The organism is Gloeotrichia echinulata CP02 (assembly GCA_038087035.1).
Taxonomy (GTDB): Bacteria; Cyanobacteriota; Cyanobacteriia; order Cyanobacteriales; family Nostocaceae; genus Gloeotrichia; species Gloeotrichia echinulata.
Map to the genome: position 1 here is coordinate 4,519,472 of CP051187.1, position 26,265 is coordinate 4,545,736.

23 protein-coding genes, 3 tRNA genes and 3 pseudogenes are annotated in these 26,265 nt (G+C 40.7%); 19 read left to right on the plus strand and 10 right to left on the minus strand.

The genetic code is table 11. The annotated features are described in order from the left end of the window. Positions 1–69: 69 nt before the first annotated feature. From HEQ19_19800 to HEQ19_19810, 3 genes are all read left to right on the plus strand, one after another. Positions 70–894 carry an ISL3 family transposase gene (locus HEQ19_19800; protein ID WZI66966.1) on the plus strand — a complete coding sequence of 275 codons (825 nt, stop codon included), beginning with the start codon at positions 70–72 and terminating at the stop codon, positions 892–894. Then, positions 864–1,586 (plus strand): transposase family protein, encoded by a 723-nt coding sequence (locus HEQ19_19805; GenBank protein WYM01406.2) that lies wholly within the window; start codon positions 864–866, stop codon positions 1,584–1,586. Before HEQ19_19800 ends, HEQ19_19805 begins: the two co-directional genes overlap by 31 nt. A 303-nt stretch (positions 1,587–1,889) precedes the next feature. Next, a complete protein-coding gene (locus HEQ19_19810; GenBank protein WYM01407.1) occupies positions 1,890–3,167 on the plus strand; it encodes a pitrilysin family protein in 1,278 nt (425 codons plus the stop codon). A gap of 226 nt (positions 3,168–3,393) precedes the next feature. Here the strand turns inward: HEQ19_19810 and HEQ19_19815 are convergent, their stop codons facing one another. Continuing rightward, positions 3,394–3,675, minus strand: coding sequence for a hypothetical protein (locus HEQ19_19815; GenBank protein ID WYM01408.1), 282 nt, complete (start codon positions 3,673–3,675; stop codon positions 3,394–3,396). A gap of 74 nt (positions 3,676–3,749) precedes the next feature. Between HEQ19_19815 and HEQ19_19820 the strand changes: the two are divergent. Beyond that, positions 3,750–4,500: pseudogene (locus HEQ19_19820) on the plus strand (IS1 family transposase). A gap of 7 nt (positions 4,501–4,507) precedes the next feature. Here the strand turns inward: HEQ19_19820 and HEQ19_19825 are convergent. Continuing rightward, complete coding sequence (locus tag HEQ19_19825; GenBank protein ID WYM01409.1) at positions 4,508–4,765, minus strand: hypothetical protein; 258 nt, start codon at positions 4,763–4,765, stop codon at positions 4,508–4,510. 368 nt (positions 4,766–5,133) lie between these two features. Here HEQ19_19825 and HEQ19_19830 point away from each other — a divergent pair, with 368 nt between their 5' ends. After that, a complete protein-coding gene (locus HEQ19_19830) occupies positions 5,134–5,466 on the plus strand; it encodes a hypothetical protein (protein ID WYM01410.1) in 333 nt (110 codons plus the stop codon). A gap of 249 nt (positions 5,467–5,715) precedes the next feature. Here the strand turns inward: HEQ19_19830 and HEQ19_19835 are convergent, their stop codons facing one another. Further along, on the minus strand, positions 5,716–6,609 hold the full coding sequence (locus tag HEQ19_19835) for a transposase family protein (protein ID WYM01411.1): 894 nt from the start codon (positions 6,607–6,609) through the stop codon (positions 5,716–5,718). Positions 6,610–6,817: 208 nt separating this feature from the next. Between HEQ19_19835 and HEQ19_19840 the strand changes: the two are divergent. Continuing rightward, a pseudogene (locus tag HEQ19_19840) lies at positions 6,818–6,943 on the plus strand (fructosamine kinase family protein). Positions 6,944–7,035: 92 nt separating this feature from the next. Here the strand turns inward: HEQ19_19840 and HEQ19_19845 are convergent. Next, on the minus strand, positions 7,036–7,596 hold the full coding sequence (locus tag HEQ19_19845) for an IS630 family transposase (GenBank protein ID WYM01412.1): 561 nt from the start codon (positions 7,594–7,596) through the stop codon (positions 7,036–7,038). Beyond that, positions 7,557–7,982, minus strand: coding sequence for a transposase (locus HEQ19_19850; protein WYM01413.1), 426 nt, complete (start codon positions 7,980–7,982; stop codon positions 7,557–7,559). Before HEQ19_19850 ends, HEQ19_19845 begins: the two co-directional genes overlap by 40 nt. A 184-nt stretch (positions 7,983–8,166) precedes the next feature. On the opposite strand from HEQ19_19850, the gene HEQ19_19855 reads away from it, so the two are divergent. Then, positions 8,167–8,796, plus strand: a complete 630-nt coding sequence (locus tag HEQ19_19855) for a 2OG-Fe(II) oxygenase (protein WYM01414.1) — start codon at positions 8,167–8,169, stop codon at positions 8,794–8,796. Between the two features lie 665 nt (positions 8,797–9,461). On the opposite strand, the gene HEQ19_19860 is transcribed toward HEQ19_19855, so the two are convergent. After that, the gene (locus HEQ19_19860; protein WYM01415.1) at positions 9,462–9,830 is read right to left on the minus strand and encodes a roadblock/LC7 domain-containing protein; all 369 of its coding nucleotides are present in this window, start codon (positions 9,828–9,830) and stop codon (positions 9,462–9,464) included. Between the two features lie 129 nt (positions 9,831–9,959). Here HEQ19_19860 and HEQ19_19865 point away from each other — a divergent pair. From HEQ19_19865 to HEQ19_19890, 6 genes and pseudogenes are all read left to right on the plus strand, one after another. Continuing rightward, positions 9,960–10,205: pseudogene (locus HEQ19_19865) on the plus strand (DUF6816 family protein). Between the two features lie 55 nt (positions 10,206–10,260). Next, positions 10,261–11,385: a transposase gene (locus HEQ19_19870; protein WYM01416.1), complete on the plus strand. Its 1,125-nt coding sequence runs from the start codon at positions 10,261–10,263 to the stop codon at positions 11,383–11,385. 384 nt (positions 11,386–11,769) lie between these two features. Continuing rightward, positions 11,770–13,590 (plus strand): ABC transporter ATP-binding protein, encoded by a 1,821-nt coding sequence (locus HEQ19_19875; GenBank protein WYM01417.1) that lies wholly within the window; start codon positions 11,770–11,772, stop codon positions 13,588–13,590. Between the two features lie 96 nt (positions 13,591–13,686). Further along, positions 13,687–13,772, plus strand: a tRNA-Tyr gene (locus HEQ19_19880). Between the two features lie 75 nt (positions 13,773–13,847). Continuing rightward, positions 13,848–13,919, plus strand: a tRNA-Thr gene (locus tag HEQ19_19885). A gap of 222 nt (positions 13,920–14,141) precedes the next feature. Beyond that, complete coding sequence (locus HEQ19_19890) at positions 14,142–15,308, plus strand: DUF3596 domain-containing protein (protein ID WYM01418.1); 1,167 nt, start codon at positions 14,142–14,144, stop codon at positions 15,306–15,308. A gap of 207 nt (positions 15,309–15,515) precedes the next feature. Here HEQ19_19890 and HEQ19_19895 read toward each other — a convergent pair whose 3' ends face one another. From HEQ19_19895 to HEQ19_19905, 3 genes are all read right to left on the minus strand, one after another. Continuing rightward, the gene (locus HEQ19_19895; GenBank protein ID WYM01419.2) at positions 15,516–16,400 is read right to left on the minus strand and encodes a restriction endonuclease; all 885 of its coding nucleotides are present in this window, start codon (positions 16,398–16,400) and stop codon (positions 15,516–15,518) included. A 133-nt stretch (positions 16,401–16,533) separates the two neighbouring features. Further along, on the minus strand, positions 16,534–17,187 hold the full coding sequence (locus tag HEQ19_19900; GenBank protein WYM01420.1) for a group I intron-associated PD-(D/E)XK endonuclease: 654 nt from the start codon (positions 17,185–17,187) through the stop codon (positions 16,534–16,536). 72 nt (positions 17,188–17,259) lie between these two features. Then, positions 17,260–17,332 (minus strand) — tRNA-Arg (locus HEQ19_19905). Between the two features lie 359 nt (positions 17,333–17,691). Here HEQ19_19905 and HEQ19_19910 point away from each other — a divergent pair. The 3 genes from HEQ19_19910 to HEQ19_19920 all read left to right on the plus strand — a co-directional run bounded on the left by HEQ19_19910 (position 17,692) and on the right by HEQ19_19920 (position 20,510). Beyond that, the gene (locus HEQ19_19910) at positions 17,692–18,351 is read left to right on the plus strand and encodes an Npun_F0813 family protein (GenBank protein WYM01421.1); all 660 of its coding nucleotides are present in this window, start codon (positions 17,692–17,694) and stop codon (positions 18,349–18,351) included. 257 nt (positions 18,352–18,608) lie between these two features. Beyond that, a complete protein-coding gene (locus HEQ19_19915; GenBank protein ID WYM01422.1) occupies positions 18,609–19,460 on the plus strand; it encodes a hypothetical protein in 852 nt (283 codons plus the stop codon). Between the two features lie 24 nt (positions 19,461–19,484). After that, the gene (locus HEQ19_19920; GenBank protein ID WYM01423.1) at positions 19,485–20,510 is read left to right on the plus strand and encodes a transposase; all 1,026 of its coding nucleotides are present in this window, start codon (positions 19,485–19,487) and stop codon (positions 20,508–20,510) included. Positions 20,511–20,771: 261 nt separating this feature from the next. Here HEQ19_19920 and HEQ19_19925 read toward each other — a convergent pair whose 3' ends face one another. Then, the gene (locus HEQ19_19925; protein ID WYM01424.1) at positions 20,772–21,713 is read right to left on the minus strand and encodes an ADP-ribosylglycohydrolase family protein; all 942 of its coding nucleotides are present in this window, start codon (positions 21,711–21,713) and stop codon (positions 20,772–20,774) included. Positions 21,714–22,178: 465 nt separating this feature from the next. Here HEQ19_19925 and sir point away from each other — a divergent pair, with 465 nt between their 5' ends. The 3 genes from sir to HEQ19_19940 all read left to right on the plus strand — a co-directional run bounded on the left by sir (position 22,179) and on the right by HEQ19_19940 (position 26,021). Beyond that, the gene (gene sir / locus HEQ19_19930) at positions 22,179–24,092 is read left to right on the plus strand and encodes a sulfite reductase, ferredoxin dependent (protein WYM01425.1); all 1,914 of its coding nucleotides are present in this window, start codon (positions 22,179–22,181) and stop codon (positions 24,090–24,092) included. 66 nt (positions 24,093–24,158) lie between these two features. Beyond that, positions 24,159–24,881, plus strand: coding sequence for a 16S rRNA (uracil(1498)-N(3))-methyltransferase (locus tag HEQ19_19935; GenBank protein ID WYM01426.1), 723 nt, complete (start codon positions 24,159–24,161; stop codon positions 24,879–24,881). Positions 24,882–24,941: 60 nt separating this feature from the next. After that, the gene (locus tag HEQ19_19940) at positions 24,942–26,021 is read left to right on the plus strand and encodes a tetratricopeptide repeat protein (protein WYM01427.1); all 1,080 of its coding nucleotides are present in this window, start codon (positions 24,942–24,944) and stop codon (positions 26,019–26,021) included. Positions 26,022–26,265 lie beyond the last annotated feature (244 nt).

Below are 26,265 nucleotides of genomic sequence, written 5' to 3' on the forward strand. Positions count from 1 at the left end.
TAATAAATTCAGCACGCTAAGTACGGAAGAGCCAGAAATAATGGACTAACTAATGAAGAAGTCATATCAATGCTTGAAGATGTAGCTAAAAATGTGATGCCAATAGATGTCAAAGATTTAAGAAGATTAGGAATAGATGAAATTAGTTTGGTCAAAGGACAAGGAAAATTTATTGTCGTGCTAGTAGATATAGATTCAGGTAAATTGATAGGTTTAGTAAAAGAAAGAAAACAAATTGAAATCAAAAAAACCATGAGAATGTGGGGAGAAAAAGTTTTGTCACAAATAGAAGAAGTAAGTATTGATATGACAGGCAATTATAAATCTTTAATTGAGAAGATTTGTCCAAACGCCCTTGTAACGGTAGATAGGTTCCATGTTACTAAATTAGTACATGAAGAATTAAATCGAGCTAGGATAGCAGAAAATAAAATAGCATCTGAGTTAAATGCCCCGGAAAGAAAAAAAGTATTTGAAAGTTTAAAAGGAAATAAATTTACAATTCTAAAAGCCGAGAATAAGCTCACCGAAAAGCAAAAAGATAAATTAAATAGAATTAAACAAGCTTCTCCTTTAATAGCTAGAATGCATTCATTAAAAGAAGATTTTCACAATTTATTTGAAGACAATAAAAATGTGGTAACGGGAACGCTAGAATTAATCAATTGGTTAAAAAAAGCTGAACCATATTATCAAAGAAGTGTGCAGACAATTAAACGGTGGTTTGGAGAAATAGTCGGATATTTTGAACGAAGGACTACCAGTGGAGTAGTAGAAGGAATAAATAATAAACTGAAGTTAATAAAGCGAAGTGGATTTGGATTTAGAAACTTTCGTAATTTTGAGATTAGAGCTTTACTTTCTTGGCATTATCCTATCAATTTAGCACGCTAAGTACGCAAGAGCCGACATATTTAAGACATATGACAACGTTTCAATTATTAGGCATACAGTTTGGAGTCAGTGAATCAACCGCCAATGATACATTTAATTACTGGCTTACAATCCTACAAGAAATCCTGCCATCAAGTTTACTTGAACAAGTAAAAAAAAACGCAAGTGATTACGAGATAGTTCAAGAAATTTTAACAGATTATGAACTAATAGTGGATAGCTGCGAACAGCCGAGAGAAAGACCAGGGGAGTATCAAGAGCAGCAGGATTATTACTCTGGAAAAAAGAAAAGTCATACATTTAAAAATCAAATTACTGTTCTACCTGATGGGAGAGATATTGTTGATATAATTGCGGGAGAGCCAGGACCTAAAAGTGACATAGCTTTATTTCGTCAAGGTCAGAAAAACTTTGAAACCCATCAAAAATTTCAAGGGGATAAAGGTTATGTCGGAGAGTCATCAATTAAAACTCCTACGAAGAAGCCGAAAAAAAGAGAATTAAGCGAATCACAAAAAAAGAAAAATAAACAAATGGCTTCCGACCGAATATTTGTCGAACATTTAATTCGGATATTAAAAATATTTAGAGTGGCGTCTGAAAGATTTAGATTAAATCCAACTAAATATGAACAAATAATTATGACGATATGTGGACTTGTAAGGTTCCGAATAGGAGCCTTAGTCTTATAAATACATGATAGGCGATTTTCACCTCATTAAAATGGACGTGCATCGATACTTATTTTTACCTTATTATCAACAGTAACTGTCTCAAAGCCTTATTTTTGCATTCAGCGTGGCTGATATTCGCAATTGGCGATGGCTACGCCCGCCGCAGGCATCGCTCCTTGAAAGCCAGTCATAGAGAGACATTGGTATTTTTCGGAGATGTCTAATATTTATCGAAGCGTCACGCACCCTACAATTATTAATGTACCCCCAGAGTAGGTCTTAGAAGCTTCTCTGTCTGCTCTTCACCATTCACAACTACCAATGACCTCTACCCTACCAAAATTTCCTCGTCTCAATACCCCAACGCTCCATGAGTTACCCAATGGTTTGACAATCGTCGCGGAGCAAATGCCTGTTGAAGCTGTTAACCTCAGTTTATGGATTAAAGTAGGTTCAGCAGTAGAATCGGATGCCATTAATGGCATGGCGCACTTTTTAGAGCATATGATTTTTAAGGGAACTGAGCAACTGGCTAGCGGCGAATTTGAACGTCGTATTGAAGAGCGGGGTGCTGTAACTAATGCTGCTACTAGTCAAGACTATACCCAATATTACATAACCGCTGCCCCTAAAGATTTTGCTGAACTTGCGCCACTGCAAATAGATGTAGTAGTTAATGCTAGTATTCCCGATGATGCCTTTGAACGGGAAAGGTTGGTAGTTCTGGAAGAAATTAGACGTTCTGAAGATAATCCCCAGCGGCGGACTTTTCGCCGGGCGATAGAAACAGCGTATGAACAGCTACCTTATCGTCGTCCAGTATTGGGACCGGAAACCGTAATATCTCAACTCCAACCCCAGCAAATGCGGAATTTTCACCATACTTGGTATCAACCTCCATCAATTACCGCTGTAGCTGTGGGAAATTTACCTACGGATGAATTAATCGAAATTATTGCCAAAGCATTTACACAAAACAGTCCAGGGTCAACAGTCAACAGTCAACAGTCAACAGTTATTCCTGAATCAGCTTTTAGAAGCATTGTACGGCGGGAATTTATCGATGAAAGTCTTCAGCAAGCACGACTGGTCATGGTTTGGCGGGTTCCAGGGATGATTGAACTCCATCAAACTTATGCATTGGATGTTTTAGCCGGAATTTTGGGACATGGACGGACATCAAGGCTGGTCAGGGATTTGCGGGAAGAGAGGGGTTTGGTTTCCTCGATTTCTGTGAGTAATATGAGCAATCGCCTACAAGGAACATTCTATATTTCAGCTAAGTGTGCAGTCGAAAACTTACAAGCTGTAGAGGAAGCGATCTCCCAACATATCCGCATGTTACAAACAGAGTTGGTCAAAACATCAGAAATTGCTCGCGTACAGCGACGAGTCGCCAACAAATTTATCTTTAGCAACGAAACACCAAGCGATCGCGCCGGTTTATACGGTTATTATCAGACATTGATTGGAGATTTAGAACCAGCTTTTAACTACCCAGCCAGTATTCAAGCTCAGGATGCAACTGATTTAATCCTAGCTGCTCAACAGTATCTTTCCCCAGATGCTTATGGTGTAGTTGTCGTCAAACCAGTTTAAAGTTAGGAGTGAGGAGTTATGAGTTATAGTTTTAGTGCAATTTTCATGCAATAACCAGAGATCCTCGTAGGGGCGCAAGTCCTTGCGCCCCTACCGCGTGGTTTATTTACCTGACTCCAAACTCCCAACCCCGCGCTTCCAACTCATAACTCCCAACTCCCAACTCCTAACTCCTAACTCCTAACTTTAAGATGTGGACGGAATCCCCAGCGGGCATAATCAAGGCTTAATCGTCGCCCCGTGATAACTTTTGATTATGAGACAAACAGCTTTTGATCTCTAGAATATCCCGCTCAATGGTATCTAATCGCCGATCTAACTCGGTCAACAAATGATCAATCCCTTCAGATATAGATTCTTGGTTTCGTTTTAAATGGGCGAAATCTCTCTCTGCTGCGTACTTTTTTTTCTCTGTATTGGCATACCAGAGAATAGCCCCCGTGCCAGTCGTGAAAAGGGCTAAAGCGAAACTAAAAAACGCTATTAATGTATTTATATCAATCTTCATACGACAAAAGATAAAAATTAGGTAGTAATGCATAGTAATGATATACTAAAAAAGTATCGTTAAATACAGGAACTATGAACTGCCCTAAATGCAACTCAAAAAACATCGTCAAAAATGGACACACTCATTATGGTAAACAACGGTTCAAATGTCACAACTGTGAGCGACAATTTGTTGAAAGCCCAACCCGACAACCAATCGATCTCTCAACACGTACCTTGATTGATAAACTTCTACTTGAACGGGTTTCATTAAGGGCGTAGGCGAAGCCCGTCGTAGACATCGCTCGTGTTACTGGTGTTTCATTACGTTGGCTTCAATACTACGTAAATCAGAAATACTACCAAGTTCCCAAAACCGTAGAAGTAACTAAAAAAAAACCATGTCGCTTAATCATCCAAATTGATGAAATGTGGTCTTATGTGGGGTCAAAAGAGAATAAACAATGGATTTGGCTCGCAATTGACGCCACAACACGAGAAATTGTTGGAGTATTTATTGGTGATCGTTCTAGTCAATCAGCAAAACAATTGTGGCGTTCGCGTAGCGGCGGCTTCCGCATCGCTTCCTCCCGTTTATCGTCAATGTGCCGTTTGTTACACAGATTTCTGGGAGGCTTATGAACAAGTCTTACCAAGCAAACGCCACTGTTCAGTTGGTAAAGATAGCGGTCATACAAGTTATATTGAACGATTTAATAATACTTTGCGTCAAAGAGTTTCGCGGTTAGTTCGTAAAACATTATCGTTCTCAAAATCGATTGACAATCACATTGGGGCAATTTGGTATTTCATTCATCATTATAACAACAATTTACGTGCTTAAATCATTACTATGCATCACTACCTGAATTTGAATTGTAGGATTTAATGATTCTTTTAATTTCATCCGGCGATTGACCATCTGCAATCGCATACTCAACTTCCTGCTTTTTCTCCTTAGCACTTGCCAAAGAAGTATTGCCGATGTGAATGCAATGTTTCTTTCTCCCTACCATCCAGCAATACCTATAGTAATGGTGTTTTTTGTTTCCTCGCTTCACCCAGTAGTCTTGTACCCAGTGGGTGTGTTCGTCCGCAAATTCTTCCACTTGTTGCGGACGAACACTTTGACTATTATCTGGCTCATGGTGTTCGTCCGCAAATTCTGGTTCTTGCGTACTTAGCGTGCTTAATTATTAATTAAAGTTTATAAATTTGCTTTAAAAGTAAGGCTTACAGGCGTTCATAATTTAATTTTTAGCAATATGATATAAAATACAGAAAATAATGGCTATTATCTTAGCTCTGCAAGGGTTTCAAGCTGATTATTTAATAAATTCAGCACGCTAAGTACGGAAGAGCCGCATTTTACAGGCATCCTGCCGATAAAAAACTCCTAGCCGCAAGCATTACAGCCTTTCACCCCAAAACAAAAATGGGGCGCATCGCCCCACTAAACCCCCATTAATCACAACTTATGGACACACTGGAATTCAATAGCAATGGCACCAAAGCATCACTTAACAACCCCAAAACCAAGGCTAAAGGTGACAAACCGAAGCGTCATTTACCATCTTTGCCCACCGCATCATCAGCTGCTGATATGTCTACGGTCGCTTTTTCTGGACTCGTAGACAAAACACCAGTTGAGTGGGCATCCCTCAAAAATTACGAAGTCTTCAGCCTGGCCGCTGATGGCTCATTCCCCATGATCAAGGTTTCACGCTGCAAAGCTGTGAAGCTTGCAGACAAGGAAGTAATGATGGTTGGTTCGGTCCGATGCTATCGAATTTCACTTTCAAACCATTAAAATTAGTGACCTTGCAGTGGAATGTAAGGTCACAAAAAGTCGATTAGACATCTCCGAAAAATACCAATGTCTCTCTATGACTGGCTTTCAAGGAGCGATGCCTGCGGCGGGCGTAGCCATCGCCAATTGCGAATATCAGCCACGCTGAATGCAAAAATAAGGCTTTGAGACAGTTACTGTTGATAATAAGGTAAAAATAAGTATCGATGCACGTCCATTTTAATGAGGTGAAAATCGCCTATCATGTATTTATAAGACTAAGGCTCCTATTCGGAACCTTACAAGTCCACATATCGTCATAATTATTTGTTCATATTTAGTTGGATTTAATCTAAATCTTTCAGACGCCACTCTAAATATTTTTAATATCCGAATTAAATGTTCGACAAATATTCGGTCGGAAGCCATTTGTTTATTTTTCTTTTTTTGTGATTCGCTTAATTCTCTTTTTTTCGGCTTCTTCGTAAGAGTTTTAATTGATGACTCTCCGACATAACCTTTATCCCCTTGAAATTTTTGATGGGTTTCAAAGTTTTTCTGACCTTGACGAAATAAAGCTATGTCACTTTTAGGTCCTGGCTCTCCCGCAATTATATCAACAATATCTCTCCCATCAGGTAGAACAGTAATTTGATTTTTAAATGTATGACTTTTCTTTTTTCCAGAGTAATAATCCTGCTGCTCTTGATACTCCCCTGGTCTTTCTCTCGGCTGTTCGCAGCTATCCACTATTAGTTCATAATCTGTTAAAATTTCTTGAACTATCTCGTAATCACTTGCGTTTTTTTTTACTTGTTCAAGTAAACTTGATGGCAGGATTTCTTGTAGGATTGTAAGCCAGTAATTAAATGTATCATTGGCGGTTGATTCACTGACTCCAAACTGTATGCCTAATAATTGAAACGTTGTCATATGTCTTAAATATGTCAACGTTAATAGAATTTGGTCTTCGTTAGATAACTTTACCTTCCGACCACCACCTTTATTTATAATTCTAACTTTCTTTTTTTCTATGTTTTGTTGCTTTTCGGTATCTAAGGCGATCGCCTGTTTTATTAGTTGCTCAAGTTGGTCATACTTTACGCCTACTAACCGCTGTGTTTCTTGAGGGTTATTTTGAATATAACTTAACATGTCACTCATATTTTTGTGGTAAAAAAGATGATTTTATACCCTTTTAGCACAGAATGGTTCTATTTTGGAGATGTCTAATATATGTTCTTGAAAAAAAATGTCTTTCACAGTAATTAGCAAAGGCTGGAATTGCACCAGCATTAAGGGTATCCGATATTTTTTAGCGCATTTTTCAGGCGTCGGAGCGCACATCGTGCCCCCAGGTCGCAAACCACGTCTAAATGCAGGTTATGAACAAAGAAAAATACTCTATAACTTGTATCATATTCTCAATCACTTCAATTTATTTGGGGGCGGTTATGCATCGCAAGCTAACCGAATGATTGAACAGATTCTGCGTTGAGTTAGGGATTGGGGATTGGGGATTGGGGATTAAAAATTTCTATTAAACGTGAATGATGAATTAATAATTATTGATTACAGCACTTTCCTGAATCATGAAGTACAGTAGCAGCAGTTAGCAAACCAATTTCGCAGATGCATAGGATTGATTAGATTTAAAGCAATTGCAATCAATACATCTACCATTTGAGTAGTTTTTGGAGAAAATGTTTTGATAAAAGCTTTAAGCTGTGACCACCAATGTTCAATGGGATTAAAATCTGGTGAATAAGAAGATAGATTGATGACACTGGCACCAACAGATTCAATTATGGGCGTAATTTCATCGATCTTATGGGCAAATAGGTTATCCATTATGACAACTGCACCTTTCCATAATTGAGGCACTAACAACTTTTCTATAAACACGCGAAAAGCATTACTATCCATTGAACCATCTAGTGTCATCACAGCCAATACTTTATCCATACTGATTGCGCCGATAATAGTGACTTTTTTACCTCGATAAAATGGTTTTACATCATATACTCTACTTCCTTTTTCACTACGAGCTTTTGGACGCATTAACCCAAGCAGTAAGCCTGCTTCATCCAAAAAAACCAGATTTTTCGGCTCTATATCTCTGACTTTCTCTCTGTATTCACACCTGAGCAATTGAACTCTATCGGTAGCTGCCTGACTGCTGCGAACCGTTTTTTTTTACGAGTTAGATTTAATTTTTGCAATTCTCTACACATCATGCTGGAACTCACTAGTTGCCCCTCAGTTAAGAGCCAATATTCACAATATTCAGAGAGAGTTGCATCTGGATACTTTTTTACCAATGCAACAAGTTGAGCCGCAGAATCTGCTAATACCGCTTTTTTTCTTGTCCCTTGCTTACCAGGATTAACATGTCCTTTCTCTTTATACTGTCTCAACATTTTTTGTACAAAAGCTTTACCAACACCAAAGTTTACAGCTAACTTTCTAACTGAAATATTTCCTAACTGATAAGCATTGACTATTTTTTCTCTCAGATCGACGGAATATGGTTTCATAATAATAATTTATCTATCTTACATATTGTACTTCACATTGCTGGAAAGTGCTGTATAGCGTTTCTCGCCCTAGTAAGGTACACCCGTAGGGGCACGGCATTGCCGTGCCCTTACACCGCGTGATACAATTTTGTACCTCACTTAACTGAGAATCGCTATAGGTTGAAAACTGCAAGAAAGTATAGTGAAATATTATCAACAACAAACGAACGCTTTTTCCAGCGACTATTTAAATAACTTGTGGGGAGAAATCCATGCTTGTCCTTACTTTAGTATTAATAATCTCAACCGCGATTTTGTCGGTACTAAAGGGTTTTCTGTGGTGTTTGTGCGATCGCATCTGTCAATGGTAGAACAGCAGTTTCCCTACTTCAAGCCTTATCTAGATTTAGCTTTGCAGCCAAATTGTAATGCTTTTTACCTCAATCCTTTACTGTTAAAAGAGGGTTCCCGTGTCGATCCGCATATTGATCGCTCTTTGCGTTCCTATTGTAAAACCATTGAGCCGCCTGCAGTTGTGAGTGTTCTTTATGTGCGGGTACCCTCAGATATGCAGGGGGGAGAACTGGTACTGCGATCGCACAAACGCCAACTTGGACAAATTAAGCCGCAAATGAATACTTTACTTTACTTTCAGGGCGATTTAACCCATTCTGTAAATGGTGTCAAAACCCCAGGCGATCGCCTTAGCTTAGTTTGTGAACAGTATAGCTTAAGTGAGGCTGAACTTCAAGAAATTCCACCGTTCACCGTAGAATCAAGAGTTGCTCAGTCTACAAAAAAGAAAAGCATACTACTGGCGAATCAACGGTAAGACATCTTACAGCCATTTTCAGGTAAATAGACAACGCTTTTGGGGCGCAAGGCCTTGCGCCCCAAAAGCGTGGTTCAAATGAATGAAAATTGCTGTAATAATGTTGACCGTTGAGTGTTGACATTGATACTCCCCACGTCTAAAGCCGGGGGATTCTTAAAGAGTCCATAAACGAACTTTTAATGGTGCTATCAAAGACACCCTAGACGCTCATAACAACCACCACGGAAGTGCTGCAATTGCGCTTACTTTTCTTTTTTCGTTTTCTGAGTCCATCACAACGCCAGTTAGGTACGCTCAACATCCTGCCATTATTTGCCCTTTAACTATTCCAAATCAAGTTGGATATGTCCGTTGCCGGGATTGCTCCGTACTAGGATGAATCAACGCGCAGATGGTTGTTCTTACTCACAAGCTCTTCAATTATACCACTGTGGCCCAAGCCACACAATCGTTTCACGGAACTTAAAAGTTCCTACCGACTTATCCCCATGTCTAAAGCCAGGGGCTTGCGTCTCGCTTTTTGGTCAACGGTCAAAGACTGTATTGTTGTATAATTATACCAATTTGAGAAAAGAATGGCACAGGGTAGGGACACAAGGCCTTGCGCCCCTACAGATTATCGATGTGTTGCAAAAAATTTTTGAATTGGTATTGAATTGGTATTAAGCCACTAGAGGCGCAATTTGAGCAACAGCACGTTTGAGTTCTAGAAACAATATTCCTTGTTTGAGTTCAGAACTTGCTAAAACTAATAAAACTGCGTCTTGTCCACAGCTAACTACAACGCCATAGCCTTTTTCGCCTTCAACAACAATTCGGTCAACTGTACCACGAACCAATTCATTACCGATGCGTTCGCCCAATGATAACATAGCTGCAGACATAGCAGCAGTGCGGTCTTCATCCATGTCTGATGGGAGTACAGAAGCTAAAGCTAAACCATCAGGACTGACCAAAGCCGCACCTTGAATATTAGGTATTCCATTCACAAAGTTTTGCAGAAGTTTTTGTAGCATTGAAACGTTAATCATCCGTTTGTCCTCATTGATTTCGGCTTAATATTGTTTATTTGTTTATTGGTTAATTTTAGTAAAAAAAGCAACATATTTTCTGCTTTAATGAGTATTAAATCATAAAAAATTAATACTTAGCAATAAATCATGCAAATCGTTGCTAGGAAAGCAATTTGGAGCTTTTGCTTGGTGGTGTTATTTCTCGTCAGGAGTGGAGACGCCATAGCGGGTGAATTATCTCAACGCTTGACAAATTTTCCTCGGTGGGAAAAATTAACTTCTGTGCAACCTGCTACAGGGGATTTGGTTTATCCTGACTGGATGGCTGGTTCTTGGAAGGTTACGAGTACCTTAGTGGATTTAGTTGCGCCATTAGCGCCAGAAATTGTTACCAAAGAAATGGGTTTAAAGCCTCGCCCTTCTAGGGCGACTTTGATATAATATTGCCATGATCACACTAAAGTTTAAGCTGTACGAACACAAAAGGAATAGACACCTGAAACGGATGATCAACGCCGCAGGGGTGATCTATAATCATTGTATTGCTCTACATAAACGGTACTATCGCATGTGGGGCAAACACTTAAACTGTGCAAAACTCCAGTCTCATATTGCCAAATTAAGAAAACGGCATCAATTTTGGCAATCAATAGGTTCTCAAGCAGTGCAAGATATCTGTCAACGCATAGAGAAAGCCTACCAATTATTTTTTAAACATAATAAGAAAGGAGTCAGACCACCGAATTTTAAAAAGGTTAAAAAATACAAATCATTCACTCTTAAACAAGCAGGTTATAAACTCTTAAGTGGGAATAGAATTAAAATTGCCAATCGAGTTTATCAATTTTGGAAATCTAGAGAGGTAGAGGGCAAAATCAAAACATTAACCATTAAACGCACTGCACTAGGTGAGTTATTTATGGTGATTGTAGTTGATAATGAGTTAGAACCAGAAATTAAATCAACGACTGGTAAAATAGCGGGGTTTGATTTCGGGTTGAAGACATTTCTAACTTGCTCTGATGGAACTTTAATTGATTCTCCAGAATTTCTCAAGCAATCTCTGAATGCTATTAAGAAAGCTAGTAAGAACCACTCCAAAAAGGTAAAACGGTCAAACAATCGTGAAAGAGCTAGAAAGAATTTAGTTCGTCAACATGAAAATGTTTGTAACCGTAGACGTGATTGGTTCTGGAAATTAGCTGATCAATTGACAGACAAGTTTGATGTTTTATGTTTTGAAACCCTAAACCTCAAAGGTATGCAACGTCTTTGGGGTAGAAAAATATCAGACGTGGCTTTTGGAGAATTTCTCCAAATATTGTCATGGGTAACTAAAAAGAAAAACAAACAACTTGTTTATATAGATCAATGGTATCCATCTAGTAAAACTTGTTCTCATTGTGGGCATATTTTAGAAAATCTAGATTTATCCATAAGACAGTGGCGTTGTCCATCTTGTCAATCAATTAATGGACGTGATGAAAACGCCGCGAGAAATATTCAAATGGTTGGGGCATCAACCATTGGGTTAGGTGATGTTAGACTGGCCATGCCAGCAATTGCTGTTTGACTCCAGAATCTCCGCCCTTTTAGGGCGGGGAGTATGTCAATTTAAAGCAGGCTCTCAAACAGTCGCCCTTTATCGCTATCGCCTAGAATTTTTACCACAGGAAACAGGGATTAGGGATTAGGGATGAGGTTTTTTATTATGACTCCGCATCCATAATTCAGAACTTTTTTGCGTTAGCCTATCGCCGTAAAATCCCATAATTAAGAACCAAAATCAACGTTTCCCAATCCCCAATCCCCAATCCCCAATCCCCAATCCCCAATCCCCAATCCCCAAATTCTCAGCCACAAGAATGATTTATTAATTGAGCTATTGATTTTATGTATTAAATATGTAATATAATAAATTACAAGCTACTGCTCGCGTTCTTGGAAGGTGTGCATCATGGCAAAATTTAGAGATATACTCAATTACTTTCGTCCCGACTGGAAGTGGAGTATTTTCAGCATTACAGTATCCAGTATTAACGAAATTATTGATTTGACTGTACCTTATGCTATCGGACAGATTCTAAACGTTTTGTCTGGACAACCGTTAGACAAACCACTTCAAGGCGCGATCGCAATTTTTTTAAACATTATAAATTACCCAGCCAGTAAACCTCTATCTTTGGGAGTGTTACTGGGTTTAATTTTCGTTGTCACCGTATTGAGAGCGCCGTTTGAAGCTTGGTTAACCCATTGGTTTCACTGGGATATACCATTAAGGGCGCGTCGTATTCAGGGACAAAAAGCTATAGAAAAAATTCTCAGTTTACCACTAGAATTTTATGACGAAAATAACCCTGGACGTATAGCAGGAAGAGTATCTAGAGGTCTTACTAATCATACATGGACTTATCCAGAGATTGCTGGACAGTTAATTCCTAAACTATCGCGAGTGCTGGGAATTTTTGTGTTTATCTGGTTTATTGAGTGGCGGATTGCGATATTATTTCTGATTTCATTTGGAATTATCCTCAGCTTGAGCTTGCGGAAATTACAGCGGCTAATTTTGCACGAGAGTATCCTGGATAAATACAGTGAAAATACAGAAAGTCGCACTTCGGAAATTATCACAAATATCAAAACTGTTAAAGCCTTTGCGACTGAACCTGAAGAACTAAAGCGGCAAAGTCAAAGGTTAAAACGAGAGTTAACAGTTGTAGAGTATCGCATTCACAAAGGTTATGTAAAACTTGCTAGTTGGCAACGCACGATGGTACAGTTTGCTGTATTTCTCGTGCTAGGTTTAACTTTAGCAGAAACAGTCAGCGGTAAGATTTCTTTAGGTCATTTTATCATGACATTAACTCTTTCGAGTATGGCTTATGCTGAAATTCAACCAATTAGTAACCTAGCAGAAGTATTCGCCCGGCGCTATTCTTCTATGGTGCGGTTTCACGAATTTATGCAAGAACCATCCGCTATTGATGGAGATTCGTTCTTAAATGAGCAACAGCCAACAGAATTACCTTATCAATTTTCTGGAAAACTAGAATTTTCTGGTATCAGTTTTGGGTATGATGCCAATCGCCAAGTTTTACAAGATATCAATCTTTTGATTGAGCCATATCAAACAGTAGCATTAGTAGGGCGTTCCGGTTCTGGGAAATCCACCTTAGTCAAACTATTATTGCGGTACTTTGAACCTCAACAAGGACAAATACTGATTGATGGTCAAGATATTCGCACCTTAGATGTGGGTAAATATAGACGAAGATTGGCGATCGTTCACCAAGAAGTAGACATTTTCAACGGTACCTTATTGAATAATCTCACCTATGGCAGACCAAACGCCAATTTTGAGCAAGTTCAGCAAGCTTGTAGAATAGCCAGAGTTGATGAAGTGATAGAACAACTACCCCAGGGATATTACACCGTTGTCGGCGAACGTGGTGTCAGATTATCAGGAGGACAAAGACAGCGCTTAGGAATTGCTAGGGCCTTGCTAGTCGAACCAGACGTGCTGGTGTTTGATGAGGCTACCTCCAGCCTAGATTATGAATCAGAGCGTTCAATACAACTAGCCATGCGATCAATTCAGGGAACTCGCACCACGATTATTATTGCCCACCGCCTGAGTACAGTCCGGGAAGCCGATAAAATTGTAGTTCTAGATCAGGGAAGGATTGTCGAAGTAGGTAGACACGATGAACTATTGCGCCAAGAGGGAATTTATCGCCGCTTGCACTCCTTGCAAGAAACCGGCGAACTCCTGAGTTAGGCTACACAAACCAGGTTTCTGGAAGAAAAATAATTTTTCTCTAACCCCTTGCAATTTCCGAAAACTGCTGCTAAAGTAAATAATTGTGGGACAAATGGGTCGGTGTCCGAGTGGTTAATGGAGACGGACTGTAAATCCGTTGGTTTACGCCTACGCTGGTTCAAATCCAGCCCGGCCCACCACTTGTAAAGTTATGAGTTATAATGACTGAGGTAACAGCATTGTAACTCTTAACTTAAAAATCAAAAGTGTATTTTGCCCGTGTGGCTCAGTGGTAGAGCACACCCTTGGTAAGGGTGAGGTCACGAGTTCAATCCTCGTCACGGGCTTGTTTTTCATGAGTCTAATCAACGGTAGAGTAAGGGTTTGAGCCTTCGGAAGTGACTTAGGGGTTTAGGAACTGAGTCCCTTACTAATATTTTTGACTATGATTTGACTATGATTTGACTATGATTTGGGTATCGGGTGAAAATTTTGGGTATCGTACTTGTGTTTTGACTATGATTTGACTATGATTTTTGTAGAGCAATTTATTTTAATAGTCAAAATCTATGAATAGAATACAAAAGATATCCAAGGGGTCAGTAGGTATTGAATCATTTCAAGGTAGATTACGACTGAGATTGCCAAGACAAATTTACGAAGGTAAACAAAAGTATCTGACTTTGAATTTAGCTGATACACCTGAAAATCGTCAGCTAGCAGAACAGAAAGCACATGAGATAGAGTTAGACATTATCTCAGGCGAATTCGACGAAAAACTAGCCAAATACAAGCCACAAAGACACTTATCAATAGTCAATCCCGATGAACCTCAAATAGTCTTAACAATTTCTCAACTATGGGACAGATATATTGATTACAAACGCCAATCACTCAAACCGACAACACTGGATAAACTGGCGGTATTAGAAAAACATATTAAACGCTGTCCATATCAAGCTTTAGATGAAGGGATGAAAATTCGGATTTCACTATTGCAACAAACAACCAATTCACAAGCCAAAGATGTACTCATGTATCTATCAGCAGCTTGTAAATGGGGAATGAAGCGCGGTTTAGTGACATTTAATCCCTTTGAAGGAATGTATAACGAGCTTCCCAAGCATAAATGGCAAGATAATTCACAACCTAATGCTTTTAGTGAAGAAGAAAAGCAAAAGATAATTCATAGTTTTAGAAATCACAAACCAGCTAAAGGAATAGGTTACAGCCATTATGCACCATTTGTGGAGTTTTTATTCTTAACAGGATGCCGTCCCTCAGAAGCTATTGGGTTACAATGGCAGCATATTACACCAGATTGTTCCAAAATTACCTTTGACAGCGCATTAGTTCAGGTGGGGAACGGTGAAAGAGTGAGAGTTGATGGCTCGAAAAACAATAAGAAGCGAACTTTTAACTGCAACCAAAGATTGCAAGAATTGTTATTGAAAATAAAACCAGAAAATCCTCACGCTGAATCTTTAGTATTTCCCTCACCGGAAGGACTATCAATACATTACAGAAACTTTTCGCGCCGTGCATGGGATAAAATTGTAGACTCATTGGTAGAACGTAAAACAACTCCCTACTCTTGTCGTGATACTTTCATATCTGAGCAAATCGCCAAAGGAGTTCCTACGGCTGTAGTTGCTAAATGGTGTGATAATTCAGTGGAGATGATTGAGCAAAAATATCTTGATTCTCAGATATTGGAGCAATTGAAACCGCTGTAATATATATTTTTTTTATTTATGCAGCAACTACACACTCTTGCTAAAGTTGATATTTATAATTTTAATCCTCATCACGGGCTTATTATTGTTTCTATAGTGTGCGTCAGCCAACAGCTTTGAAAATCAGTGCAATTATTACCCTGACGCACCATACGAAGATTTTATTTTTTAGTTATCAATAGGTAAAATACATAAAGTTAAAATCCATTATGCTTCTGTAAAGTAATCAGAATCTATTTTCTTTACTTCATAAGAAACAAATGGTGTTACTCCAACATTGTGTTCTATCATCAACTCTGCAAGATTTTGACCGTCTATGAGAATTATACGACTATCAATCCTTGATACAAAATCTATCGCTTCTTTAGTAAATGTTGATGAAGTAATAAAAATACCTTTTTTAGCACGGAAACCCTGTAGAGTTCCAGCAAACTTCTGGATTTCTGGTCTACCTATAGAATTTTCCCAACGTTTAGCTTGAAGATATATAACGTCAAGTCCAAGACGGTCTTCATTAATAATTCCATCAATTCCACCATCTCCACTTCTTCCTACCGTTTGTCCTGCATCTTTGCGTGTACCACCATATCCCATTTTGAGAAGTAAATCAACCACAAGCTTTTCAAAAAAAGCTGGGGAAGATTTCTTGATTGTTTGTATAATATCAGTTGCTAAATCTTGGTTTAATTTTTGTATAGCTGTTTCTATATCTTCTTCCGGTGTCTGATTGCTTATTAGTTCACTCTGATTATTTCCTGATTTATTTTCTAATTTCCTGTTACTTTTAAAATCTATAAATTCCGAAAATTGCTCCAGAAATTTTACATTTATATCCTGGGGATTTTTGTTAATAATTTTCAGCCCACGTTCTGTAATTCGGAAATATCCTCTTCGTGTATATTCCAATAACCCAGCTTTTTTCATGTATGTTCGCGCCCAACCAACACGGTTATCAAAAGCAGACTGGCGCCCACTCGGTAGCAACTCTTTGCGTGCTTCATCTGATAACTTAAACTTCTCAGCCAAATATTCAATAGATTCCTGTAGTGAATGTTCTTTCTCGTCTACTAGTAGTTGTAGCAACGGTAGCATGATGCTTTGATAGTCGGGTATCCTCATGATTACAATCAGTATAAAACATGACTATAGATTATAACCTTCTCAGAATTATGTATATATATCAGATAATAAATAGCGCTAGTAGCCTAAAATACAAACTATTTACCTATCCCTCAACCCTTCCATAAGCCTTCCTCACCCAATATCCCCTAGCCGGCTTATCCAACCCATAAGCCTTACACCACTTCTCTACAGCCTTATCAGACACACCAAAATCTCTACCAATTTGCGCCGTTGGCTTTTCCCACACCAACTTTGCTAATTCTTCCTTTGATGGCCTTTCAACTTTCCTGGTGTGAATTCTCGAATCTGGACTAACCTTCCTAGTTGTTAAATCAACGCCAAATTCTTTGTAGGTTCGCTTAGGCGCTACTTCAGTAAACTCTGTAAAATCCTCCCACCAATAAAAAGGACTGGGAGATTTAGGGGGCGTTGATCTGATGCGACAACCGCCAAACTTAATTGATGGATATACTACTTTGTTGATATCCGGTAAATAAAGACCATAAAAGTCAAAGTCATCAGGTTTGTATTTTCTATAATGATTGCCGTTCTTATCTGCCCAACTAGTTTTATTTTTAATTTCGCCGTCGCTGTTATATTTAGCCTGAATTCTATAAAACTTACTATTGTCGTAGGCAACCAGATCAAAAGGTAAATGCTCACACACCAGTGGTGTCAAAATTGAGTATCCTTTAATTGCTAAATCTGCTATTGCTTTAGCTGCAGCTATATCGCCTTTGTCTTTCGTGTGGTGCATTGATGCAAAAATTAAAGCCTCTAGGACAACTTACCATAAAAAGGCTTCTCAAAGGTTCGTATTGAGTTAAAACGGGTGTGGCAGGAATCGAACCTGCGGCTGACTGTTTAGAAGACAGTTACTCTATCCCCTGAGTTACACACCCAAGCTAAAAACGTGGCTCTTTAAGGAGTCATCTGTTTAGATTATACCTCTTTTTACCAGCAACAGGCAAGCAAAAATTGCAGATTTTTCATCGGCAAGGCTAAGATCCAAATTGCTATTTGGTAAATATACACTAAAAATGTAACAAAAGGGGCGCTAATTTAGATATATTGTTTTGTCAACGGGTACTTTACCCCTTAGCGTAAACACCCTCTGGGCGGCTAACCATAAGAAAGCTTCTCGTTATTGCGAGGCTTGCTCCTAGGGCACGCTAAGTAATCGCACGCTTGGCGATGCCGCCACATGCGATTATAGATCGCATATCGAGAATGCCCCTGAGAGGAGTTATTTGCTAGTTCTATGTTTATTCTCAAACGGCAGAATGTTGAAATATCAACTATTCACCACCCAAAACGGGATCAGCAGGTGTCGATCCTCCATTATCAGGGGCAAGCCTTTCGCTTAATTAGCGTTTTCAAAGCTAGTCAAGAGGAAGAAGCTAGAGCCTTATGGAGGGATTTAACCGATAATCAAGGTAAAGCCTGTGTCTTGCTCGAAGAACCAGAGCGGTTTAGCGTCTGGGGTAAAATACGTTTAGAGCAGCTAGATAGCGATACAGGTGGTGATGGCCAAATCGCGATTTTCATCCAAGGGAGTATTTTGCTGCTGCAAGCTGTCTATATGGAGGTGGAAGAGTTGTTAGGGAATCGTCAAGCGGCTTTATTTGAGAAAGATATTACACAGGTTTTGCGCCAAAAGCAATTACCGGGAGTATCAACACCTGAAGCCGTCAAATACTTGCTGACTAACAACCCACTGGATACAGTCAACCTTCCGGTTTGGCCAGAAAAATATGTGATTAGCTTCTTACAAGAACTGTATAGACTAGGAAAAGCGTATTTTGGCAATGCTAACTTTGCCTATCAAGTGATTGATCGGTTACAAGATATGCCAGAACCAGAGCGATCGCTGTTTATCACTTGGCTAAATCAGTCTTCACTGAGTAAACTGTGGCAATAGCATGGACGTGGAAGGAAATTGCTGTCACCAGCACTTGCTTTTGACGCTCGATGGGGTATGGTTTGGCAAAGCCATGAACTACTACCGCTGGGCAAAATTAAAAATTCAAACTTCAACAGGCTTTGATTTTAGGCTTGGGCGCTGTTTTGAATGATAGTTTTATTTCTCCGGTAATGTACTACTTGATGCTCATCCATGCTTCCACACGGTCCTGCTCGCGAAAATATTGCCAGAGTGTATTCACATAGCCAAGACTTATGAGTAGTTCTTACGAAAATTCCTACCGTCCGCCATCGATTTTTACCACTGGGAACATTATTTTGCTGAATATTGGCTGGGCGGTGCTAGCACTGTTATACTTTTTATTGTTTAGTGCCAAAGTTCCAGGAGCGGATGGGACGCAAAGTCGTGCCGAATGGTATGTAATTGGTACAAATATTTTTGAAGCGGTAGCTTACCTGGGTGCGGGTATCTTATGCTTGAGGAATTGGCGTAGTCCACAGATTGTCAGTGGTCGCAATGTTTGGCTCGCAATTGGCATAGGTATGCTGTCCTATTTCCTAGGAGGAATATTTTTCGGTTATACGGAAATAATTTTAAAGAAAGAACCGGATGTATCTATTGGCGATGTGTTTTTTGTACTGACTTATTTATCCCTTGGTGTAGGCATGATTTTGGCAGCAGTTTCTAGAAGAATCAATTTGGAAAAATGGCAATGGCTAATTGTTTTGGCCATTGCAGTGTTTGGCAGTCTTTTAGCTTGGTGGATTTCTCTGCAACAAGCAACAACCTTAGATCTGCTAGGCTCGATTTTAAATTGGTTTTATATAGTTAGCGATGTGGCTATATTAATTATTGCCACCACTCTGCTGTTAACCTTTTGGGGGGGGCGACTTGCCCAATCTTGGAGAATGATTGCAGCAGCGGCCTTTTCGCTATACATTGCAGATATGTGGTTTAAATACGCCCAAGGTTCCAACTATCAAAGTGGGGACGTACTAGAAGTATTTTGGGTGTTTAGTGGGGTGTTATTTGGTATGGGCGCTGCCCTAGAATATGACACATCATTAAGCCGAACGCGGCGGGAGCGCGGACGAAAAAGAGCTTAGAAGAAAAGATTTTTGGTGTCTACCGTGAGAAAACTAACAGATTCTGACAAACAAGAAATCCTTAAATTATATCGAGAAAGTGCTGAAACAACCTCAACCTTGGCAGATCGCTATGGCGTCAGCAACTCGACAATTAGCCGTCTGCTTAAAAGTACCTTACCAGAGGAGGAGTATGAGTACCTCGTTTCTTTGAAGCGGGCTGCGAGAACTCCTGAAGGTAGGGCACAGGTAAGTTACGACCAGTTGCCTTTATTGAGTAAATCAGAGCCAGCAACAAAAGTAACCAGCAGCGTCAGCCAGCCCTTGGAATTGCCGAAAGTTCAACCAGTTAAGGCCTTAGTCGAGGAGGAACCACAAGAAGACGATTTAACCACGGGTATTCGCCGGGTGCGAAAGCGTTCTTTGTCAGAGGAAATACCAACGCCTATTGTCAAACCAACGCTCCCAAAAAAAGCAACGCCTATCGCCAAACCAACGCCACAACCAGTGGCTGAACAGTTAGAGCTTTTACAAACCAAGCCGCCGATCATTTCCAGCATTCCTAATCCCTTATTAGACGATGAACGTCCTGAAGTCAAGGTCTTAGCTGAAATGCTAGGCGAAGATTTGCTAGACGAATCAGATGATTTGGAAGATTTGGATGATGACTTGGAAGAATACGATGATGACTATGACGAAGACGACCTCGAGGAAGCCACACCTCTAGTCACAAGACGTAGACCAGGGGAAGCATCTGTTCCCGTCTTACCATTATCAGCAGCTCATTTGCCGAAAACTTGCTATTTGGTGATTGACCGCGCCTCGGAATTAATTACCCGACCACTCAAGGACTTTGGTGATTTGGGACAAATTCCCATCGTCGAAACCCAGCAAAAAACCCTGCCGGTGTTTGATAACCACCGAGTTGCAAAGCGCTTTTCTACCAAGCGCGATCGCGTAATTAAAGTTCCCGATAGTAAAATGCTGCACAAGACTCGTACTCATCTCCAAGCTAAGGGAATCACCCGGCTGTTAATTGATGGTCAGGTCTACTCTTTGTCTACGGTTTAGAGTTACAAGTTAGGAGTCCTAACTCCTAACTCCTAACTTACAGCAATTTTCACTCATTTGAACCACAGATCTTCGTAGGGGCGCAAGGCCTTGCGCCCCTACCCTGTGGTCTATTTACCTGAAAATGGCTGTAACCAGGACTTACGCTAGTGTCACATTTAAAGAATGGTGCCTGACGCCACAAGTCTTGTGAGTGGGTACAATATTTATCGCAGCGTCACGCACCCTAAGATTATTAATGTGCCCCCAGAGTAGGTCCTATTAACTATAAACAGCCGCTGCGAAACGGTTTGCCAAGTTAATAATGTCTTGTTTGCGGACAATTTGGTTAATCCAATCTTGGGGAATATTTTCTATCCCGTAATAAATTCCTGCTAACCCACCTGTAACTGCGGCGGTAGTATCGGTATCTCCGCCTAGGTTGATAGCTGTGAGTACAGCATCGGCGTAGGATGAACTATTTAATAAACACCAAAGGGATGCCTCCAGGGTATCAATTACATAGCCGCCAGAATTAATCTCTTCTACAGGTAAATTGGCAATTTCACCACTCAATACTCTGCTAAACAAAGGCTTTTCTAAAAGGAAATCACGTGCAGAATAAATTGTCTGGACTTTGTTTAAGCCTTGTAAATAAGCTGCTTGGGGGTCAGCGCCTTCGAGTAGGGCTACGGCGATGCTAATATAGATACCACAAGCCATGAGCGATCGCGGATGGGCGTGGGTAATTCCGGAAACGTCATGTACCCGCGAAATCAATTCATCGAAAGTTAAGATTTGGTGACAATATGCCATCGGCAAAATTCTCATCAAAGAACCATTGCCATTGGTATTTTCAATTTTTCCACCCGCATCTTGTGGTAGAATGCCCTGTTTAAGGCGCATAATCGCTGCATGGGTGGTAGTGCCAATATCAAATAATTCCCCACGAGGAGTCCAGTAACCTGCCTTGTACCAGCGCCAAAATGAATTGGCTATAGCATCCAGAGAATACCCCCTACAAAGACTTTCTGCCAAGCAAAACGTCAGCGAACTGTCATCAGACCAAGTTCCTGGCGGTTGGTTCCAGGTGCCATAACCCATCATCGTTGTCACCGGAGATTTAACTCGTTCAGCGCGGCTAGTAAACTCCACCGGCACACCCAACGCATCACCGACACATAAACCCATCAAACCAGACAAAGTTTTTGCAGCAGTTAGCATTATTCAATCTCCATGAAAACTACTAAAACTTAACTTTAGAGATTCCCTATAAAGCTTATTGCAATAGCTGCTACAGCCTACTTTTCATCCTATGTGAAAAGTAGCCAAAATGGGTGTGAAAAAGTTATTTTATCGCATTATTGTAGGGGCAGGGCAATGCTGTGTACTTCATTTACCTACAGGGCTTACGCTAGTGTCACATTTAAAGAATGGTGCGTGACGCCACAAGTCTTGTGACTACGTACAATATTTATCGCTGCGTCACGCACCCTACGATTATTATTGTGCCCCCAGAGTAGCTCTTAAAATGTTTAAATCACAGAGTCGGCTTTTTGCCGTGTTAAAATTAAAATATTCCTCATAATTCAGACCGGATTTTCGGGGATCAAGTAGCCGAATGGGTGCTTCTCAAGTTTGCAGCTTCGGCTTCAAATGATGCCTTATTAAGAACTGCGTACAACTCTAATGGTTAAATCCCCTGCTTCCCCGATCGCTAGCCGTAACCCTTCCAAAGTAGAAGGAATCAAGGAAAATAGTAATTTTTTACGTGAACCCGTAGCCACTGAGATACTTCAGGACACAACTCACTTTAGCGAAGATGCAGTACAGATCCTGAAGTTTCATGGGTCTTATCAGCAGGATAACCGTGATCATCGTGTCAAGGGACAGGAGAAAGATTATCAGATGATGCTGCGGACGAAAAATCCTGGTGGGTTAGTACCACCACAGCTTTATTTGGCTTTAGATAAGCTGGCTGATGAATATGGTAACAATACTTTACGAGCAACTACCCGTCAAGGATTTCAGCTGCATGGAATTTTAAAGCAGAATCTCAAGACAGCAATTGCCACAATTGTCAACAACTTGGGTTCAACTTTGGGCGCTTGCGGCGACATTAACCGCAATGTGATGGCGCCACCTGCACCCTTTAAAAATCGCCCAGAGTACGAATACGCTTGGGAATATGCCCAAAATATCGCTGACTTGCTATCACCCCAAACTGGCGCTTATTACGAAGTTTGGCTAGATGGGGAAAAGGTAATTAGCGGTGAAGAAAACCCACAGGTGAAAGCGGCGCGACAAGGCAACGGTAATGGGACAATCTTGGAGAACACAGAAGAGCCAATTTATGGTACTCATTATATGCCCCGCAAATTCAAAGTTTGCGTGACAGTACCTGGTGATAATTCTGTAGATTTATATTCCCAAGACCTGACTTTGGTAGTCATTACCAATAAAAAAGGCGCACTCGAAGGCTTTAACATCTTGGCTGGTGGCGGTTTAGGGCGAACACACAATAAAGAAGAAACCTTCGCCAGACTAGCAGACCCCATTGGTTATGTCGCTAAGGATGACGTTTACGACCTAGTAAAGGCGATTGTGGCTACCCAAAGAGATTATGGCGATCGCTCTGACCGTCGTCACGCTAGATTAAAATATTTAATCCACGATTGGGGTGTCGATAAATTCCGCACCCAGGTTGAAGAATACTTTGGGAAAGCAGTCGCACCCTTCAAAAAACTGCCAGAGTTTAAATATCAAGACTTTCTCGGTTGGAACGAACAAGGGGATGGTAAGCTATTTTTGGGCATTTCCATTGACAATGGTCGAGTCAAAGATGAAGGTTCGTTTCATCTGAAAACCGCCCTGCGCGAAATTGTCGCACAATTTAACTTACCCATCCGCCTAACACCCAACCAAAATCTGCTATTTTACGATATCGAACCAGATAACAAGCCAGCGATTCAAGAAATTCTTGACCGTTGCGGCGTTATTGCAGACCCCAGCCAAATCGAACCTTTAGTCAGGTTTGCAATGGCTTGTCCAGCTTTACCCACCTGCGGCTTGGCAATCACCGAATCAGAACGGGCAATACCTGGTATTTTAGAACGGATTCGCGCTTTGTTGGATAAAGTGGGTTTACAAAATGAACATTTTGTGGTAAGGATGACAGGATGCCCCAACGGCTGCGCCCGTCCTTATATGGCAGAATTAGCCTTTGTGGGTAGCGCCCCCGAATCTTACCAATTATGGTTAGGGGGTTCACCAAATCAGACGCGGTTAGCACAGCCTTACACAGAAAAGCTGCACCATAACGATATAGAAAGCTTCCTAGAGCCAATTTTTGTCTTCTTCAAAAAGACGCGCAAGCAAAAGGAAAGCTTCGGCAATTTTTGCGATCGCGTTGGATTTGATGCAATCCGCGAATTTGCTACTACCTACGACCCCGAAGCTGTCAATGGTACAAGCAAATCGCGCCATCGGGTCAGCCTGCAGGATGAGCTTTATATTAAACTCAAAACAGAAGCAGAACGTCAAGGCAAGCCCATGACTGAGGTCGTACAAGCAGCGTTAACGGCTTATTTTGAGACTCTGTAGGCAAAAATTTTCACCACAGATAAACACAGATGGACATAGATAAATCCATCTGTGGTTTCCAATATCATGTCTCAACTACAACGAATTGCGATCGCACCGGATCAACTCGAACAAGGGCAAATTTTACTAACAGCCCAGCAACTACATTATCTAGCGCGTGTATTGCGTTTGCGTGGAGGCGATCGCTTTATTGCAATGGATGGTATGGGTAAATGGTGGTTAGCACAGCTAGAAGGGGAACAGGCGCAGGTATTAGAACCACTGGTAGTAGAAACTGAATTACCTATATCAATTACATTGATGATGGCTTTACCGAAAGGCAATGGATTTGATGAAGTTGTCCGGTATTGTACGGAGTTAGGAGTAACTTGCATTGCCCCGGTATTGAGCGATCGCACTTTACTAAATCCCAGTCCCCAAAAGCTGGAACGCTGGCGAAGGATTGCAGCCGAAGCAGCTGAACAATCAGAGCGTTCTTTCGTGCCGACCATATTAGAACCTGTAGCCTTTAGCACTGGGTTATCATCGGTCATCAGTAATTTATCATTCAGCCAGCCATATATTTGTGTGACTCGTGACGACTCCCCCCATTTAAAAGATTGCTTACACGACAAAAGACAAAGCACAATTGTGATGGCGATTGGCCCAGAAGGGGGATGGACACAAACAGAAGTTGAAAATGCCATAGCAGCTGGATTCCAACCAGTTTCCCTTGGTCGTCGTATCCTGCGAGCAGTCACAGCCCCAATTGTAGCATTATCCTTGATTTCCGCAGCCTATGAGGTATAAAGGATCTAGGTCTCACCCATAGCCGCGAGACATGAATCCAGTGTGCATTGAAACTAAGTAATGATTGAGCAGGTTGCGATCGCCTTTGAACATAGAGATTATCAAACAGCTGCTAAACTACTCAAACAGCTGCTAAAAGAATCCCCAGATAATCCTTGGGTGCAATTTTACCTCGGACGGCTGTATGAAGTATCCGCAAAGCGTCGGGATGCAGAAAAAATTTATCGCCAACTGCTGCGGGAAACAGCCAATGCTAAAATCTTGACACTAGCACGCCAAGGCTTGCAACGACTGCAAGAAATAGAGCAAGAAGAAAGACAGCGTGCAATTGTCCAAGCAACAGCCGAACCCAACAATACCGAATTAGGTGTACTAGTATTAGAGCCTCTGAGTCAAGAACTCAAAGCCGCAGCAGCGCTGAAATTCGCCCAGATTATGCAGATAGACACTTACACCGCCCGCTTGGTGTTACCCAGTCGCTCCTGGCGATTGTATCGTACTGGACAAGTAGGAGAACTTAAATTTTATGGTAAACAATTACAAAAGGCTGGTATTCCCTGCTTTTGGGCAACTCTAACTGCAATTAAACAAATTCAAGTATTTCAAGTCAACTATTTCGGACAATTTGCGCCACAATCTACTGTTATTTGCCATAACCAAGCAAATCAACTCGGTTCTCTCACCTTTAACTGGTCAGAAGTCAAAGCACGAGTGGTAGGACTGTTACCCATTTTTGAGCAAGTTGTAGATGTTGACGCCCACCATAAACTAGAACGTAAAACTCAAACCCAAGACTATGCCCAATTTTGCGATTTACACCTACCCAGCAGACATTGTATCCTAAGACTTTATGACAACGGCTATGAATTTCACCCAAGTGTAGAAAATATTGCCCAAGGTAGTCAAAACACCATCAGAATTAATTGGAATCGTCTAATAAACTCGATAGAGCAGCAACTACCTCAAGTCAAAGTTTGGTCAGATTTCAAGCCCTTTGCAGAAACAGTACTAGATCAAACAGAAATGCTGGGTAACATTCAGTCTCACATTCACCTGTTGCGGAGGGAAAAGACTAATTGGGACCCAGCTTTTCATTTATATAGTGGACTTGTATTTTTGAACCTGAAGAGTGAGGAGTGAGGAGTAAGGAGTAAGGAGTAATGAGTAAGGAGTAAGGAGTTAGGAGTAAGGAGTAAGGAGTAATGAGTAAGGAGTAAGGAGTTAGGAGTTAGGAGTTAGGAGTTAGGAGTTAGGAGTTAGGAGTTAGGAGTTAGGAGTTAGGAGTAATGAGTAAGGAGTAATGAGTAAATTAATCCAATCCCCAATCCCCAATCCCCAATCCCCAATCCCCAATCCCCAATCCCCAATCCCCAATCCCCAATCC

Coding starts and splice junctions, on each gene's coding strand:
- HEQ19_19925 (WYM01424.1), bottom strand. CDS start 21,713: ATGCTAACTGCTGCAAAAACTTTGTCTGGTTTGATGGGTTTATGTGTC.
- HEQ19_19895 (WYM01419.2), bottom strand. CDS start 16,400: ATGCTACCGTTGCTACAACTACTAGTAGACGAGAAAGAACATTCACTA.
- HEQ19_19940 (WYM01427.1), top strand. CDS start 24,942: ATGATTGAGCAGGTTGCGATCGCCTTTGAACATAGAGATTATCAAACA.
- HEQ19_19800 (WZI66966.1), top strand. CDS start 70: ATGCTTGAAGATGTAGCTAAAAATGTGATGCCAATAGATGTCAAAGAT.
- HEQ19_19915 (WYM01422.1), top strand. CDS start 18,609: ATGAGTAGTTCTTACGAAAATTCCTACCGTCCGCCATCGATTTTTACC.
- HEQ19_19850 (WYM01413.1), bottom strand. CDS start 7,982: ATGAAACCATATTCCGTCGATCTGAGAGAAAAAATAGTCAATGCTTAT.
- HEQ19_19870 (WYM01416.1), top strand. CDS start 10,261: ATGATCACACTAAAGTTTAAGCTGTACGAACACAAAAGGAATAGACAC.
- HEQ19_19830 (WYM01410.1), top strand. CDS start 5,134: ATGGACACACTGGAATTCAATAGCAATGGCACCAAAGCATCACTTAAC.
- HEQ19_19910 (WYM01421.1), top strand. CDS start 17,692: ATGTTTATTCTCAAACGGCAGAATGTTGAAATATCAACTATTCACCAC.
- HEQ19_19935 (WYM01426.1), top strand. CDS start 24,159: ATGTCTCAACTACAACGAATTGCGATCGCACCGGATCAACTCGAACAA.
- HEQ19_19815 (WYM01408.1), bottom strand. CDS start 3,675: ATGAAGATTGATATAAATACATTAATAGCGTTTTTTAGTTTCGCTTTA.
- HEQ19_19810 (WYM01407.1), top strand. CDS start 1,890: ATGACCTCTACCCTACCAAAATTTCCTCGTCTCAATACCCCAACGCTC.
- HEQ19_19835 (WYM01411.1), bottom strand. CDS start 6,609: ATGAGTGACATGTTAAGTTATATTCAAAATAACCCTCAAGAAACACAG.
- sir (WYM01425.1), top strand. CDS start 22,179: ATGGTTAAATCCCCTGCTTCCCCGATCGCTAGCCGTAACCCTTCCAAA.
- HEQ19_19890 (WYM01418.1), top strand. CDS start 14,142: ATGAATAGAATACAAAAGATATCCAAGGGGTCAGTAGGTATTGAATCA.
- HEQ19_19860 (WYM01415.1), bottom strand. CDS start 9,830: ATGATTAACGTTTCAATGCTACAAAAACTTCTGCAAAACTTTGTGAAT.
- HEQ19_19900 (WYM01420.1), bottom strand. CDS start 17,187: ATGCACCACACGAAAGACAAAGGCGATATAGCTGCAGCTAAAGCAATA.
- HEQ19_19875 (WYM01417.1), top strand. CDS start 11,770: ATGGCAAAATTTAGAGATATACTCAATTACTTTCGTCCCGACTGGAAG.